We start from the raw sequence: 1,395 nt of genomic DNA, 5'->3' as shown, positions 1-1,395 counted from the left end.
CACGCCGACCACTGCCACGCCCCCGCCGTGCCCCGTCGACCCCGCCATCGCGGACCCCTTCCCTCGTCCGCGCCGCTCGGCCCGGGACTCGCACGCTTGTTCGATCGAACGTCTGTGCGAGTTTGTACCATCGTGGACGCACGCCGTCACTTCTCCGCGCCGACACGATCGGCGTGTCGTTCGAACATGTGTTTGGCGAACGACCGGATCCGGGCTACGGTCCGACATCGACGGACCGCGGCATCGGCAGGCGCGGCGCCCGCGAGCAGGAGGCGGCGTGCGGGCCGGTCCCCGAGCGGCTGACGGGCCCGGGGACGTGGAACATCAGCGGCACACGAGGAGGCGGCAGGGAGATGGCACGGGACGAGTCCGACACCGGCGGCGAGCCCGGGCAGGTACGCGCCTTCCCGGACCCACCGGCGGACCCGACGACGCTCACCCCCCGACAGCGCAAGGTCCTGGCGGTGATCCGGGACTGGGTGGACCGCTTCGGCTACCCGCCGAGCGTCCGCGAGATCGGCGACGCGGTGGGCCTCACGTCCACCTCGTCGGTCCACCACCAGCTGCGCACCCTCGAACGCAAGGGCTACCTGCGGCGGGACCCGAACCGGACTCGCGCGGTGGACGTCCGCAGCCCGGAGGAGGACACCGAGTCCACGGACCCGGCCGCGGTCTCCGCGGAGCGCCCCGCGCCCGCGTTCGTCCCGGTGCTGGGCAGCATCGCGGCCGGTGGGCCGATCCTGGCCGAGCAGGCCGTGGAGGGTGTGTTCCCGCTGCCGCGAGAGATCGTCGGCGAGGGCGAGCTGTTCCTGCTCCACGTGAAGGGGGACTCGATGATCGAGGCCGCCATCATGGACGGAGACTGGGTCGTCGTCCGGCAGCAGCCGGTGGCCGAGCAGGGCGAGATCGTGGCCGCGATGATCGACGGCGAAGCCACCGTCAAGACCTTCAAGCGCACCGCGGGGCAGGTGTGGCTGATGCCCGCCAACCCCGCCTACGAGCCGATCGACGGCAACGAGGCCACCATCCTCGGCCGGGTCGTCACGGTCCTCCGCAGGCTCTGACCCACCCGCGGCACCCGGCTCGTCGGCCGGGTGCCGTCCGGACCCGCGGGAACAGGCACTAGGCGGGCGCGGGGACCACGATCACGGGGTAGCGCGCGGAGCGCACCAGCACGCCGGCCACCCCGCCGAGCAGCAGTCTCTTCATCATCGGGTACCCGCGCGATCCCACGACCAGGACGTCCGTGCGTTCGGGCAGGTCGGCGAGGGTCTCCGCGACCGAGCGGCCGACGACGACGTCCGTGAGCGCGTCGATCTCCACCGGCGCCTGGGCGATGCCCTTGTGCGCGGTCTCGGTGGCGGCGGGCACGTCCGCCTCGGTCGGGGCGACCAC

The 1,395-nt window shown here is 73.0% G+C and carries 2 protein-coding genes; one reads left to right on the top strand and one right to left on the bottom strand.

Annotated elements, in window-relative coordinates:
• The first annotated feature begins 353 nt into the window (after positions 1-353).
• Entirely contained in the window at positions 354-1,064 is a 711-nt protein-coding gene (lexA, locus tag H5J29_RS32720; RefSeq protein WP_181784761.1) for a transcriptional repressor LexA, read from the top strand.
• Between the two features lie 58 nt (positions 1,065-1,122).
• Here lexA and H5J29_RS32715 read toward each other — a convergent pair.
• A partial coding sequence (locus tag H5J29_RS32715) for a universal stress protein (RefSeq protein ID WP_181784760.1) occupies positions 1,123-1,395 on the bottom strand: 273 nt, incomplete at its 5' end.

Origin of the sequence: Pseudonocardia pini (assembly GCF_013870575.1) — a bacterium.
Taxonomy (GTDB): domain Bacteria; phylum Actinomycetota; class Actinomycetes; order Mycobacteriales; family Pseudonocardiaceae; genus Pseudonocardia; species Pseudonocardia pini.
Note: the sequence above shows the minus strand (reverse complement) of the source record. Positions and strands in the feature narration are given on the sequence as shown.